Here is a 1,145-nt window from a genome sequence, read left to right as displayed (position 1 = left end):
AACCACCTCCGGTTCACCAAACTTTCGAAGGACACAATTTTGTAGTTTGTTCTTTTGTTCCCCGCAAATACGATTATCACCCTGATTCTATTCCTGCGCCTTACAACCATAGCAATGTAGATAGCGATGAAGTGCTTTATTATGTAGATGGTGATTTTATGAGCCGCAAAAGTGTGGTTAAAGGGCAGATTACCTTACACCCTGGAGGTATTCCACATGGGCCACACCCGGGTACCGTAGAAAAATCGATCGGAAAAGAAAAAACAGATGAACTGGCGGTAATGATCGATCCTTTTAAACCTTTAATGCTTACACAGGATGCCCTGGATATCGAGGACGAAAATTACCACAAAAGTTGGCAGATTAACATAGAGTAAAGTTAGGATGATTAAGATTTCGGGATTATAGGATTTAAGCTCTTTAAAGTAACATGCACAGTTAACCGATTTAAACAATTAAGCGGTTAACCATTTAAAAATAACAACACATCCGACTTCGGCCTCCCCGACCTCGGACATAATAACAACAACAATGGAAACACAAACATTCGCAGAAAAAATATCAAAAGCACCAGATTTTCTGCCTATTAACGGAACAGATTATATCGAATTTTATGTAGGTAATGCTAAACAAGCGGCTCACTACTACAAAACTGCATTTGGTTTTCAAAGCCTGGCTTATGCCGGACCAGAAACTGGTGTACGTGACCGTTCATCATATGTATTGCAGCAGGGTAAAATCAGATTGATCTTAACCACAGCATTAAAATCAGATCATCCAATAGCAGAGCATGTAAAAAAACATGGCGATGGGGTAAAAGTATTAGCCCTTTGGGTAGACGATGCCTATAGCGCCTTTGAAGAAACCACAAAACGTGGTGCGAAACCCTATTTGGCTCCTCAAACTTTAACTGATGAAAATGGTGAAGTTCGGATGAGCGGTATTTATACTTATGGCGAAACTGTACACATGTTTATTGAGCGTAAAAATTATAATGGAACCTTTATGCCGGGTTACCGTGTATGGGAAAGCGATTATCAACCTGCCGATGCGGGTCTTTTATATATCGATCATTGTGTGGGTAACGTAGGTTGGAACCGCATGAATGAAGCCGTACAATGGTACGAAGATGTAATGGGCTGGGC

General features: G+C 40.7%; 2 protein-coding genes. Both read left to right on the top strand.

Going from position 1 to position 1,145, the window contains the following annotated elements; translation table 11 throughout:
• The coding region (locus tag AC1DPQ_RS28425; RefSeq protein ID WP_477611668.1) for a homogentisate 1,2-dioxygenase domain-containing protein at positions 1 to 377 on the top strand (377 nt) is incomplete at its 5' end.
• A 154-nt stretch (positions 378 to 531) separates the two neighbouring features.
• A partial coding sequence (locus AC1DPQ_RS28420; protein WP_477611667.1) for a 4-hydroxyphenylpyruvate dioxygenase family protein occupies positions 532 to 1,145 on the top strand: 614 nt, incomplete at its 3' end.

It is taken from the genome of Pedobacter sp. 01T416_2, from assembly GCF_056398925.1.
The sequence above is the reverse complement of the archived record's forward strand: the minus strand, read 5'-3'. Positions and strand labels throughout refer to the sequence as shown.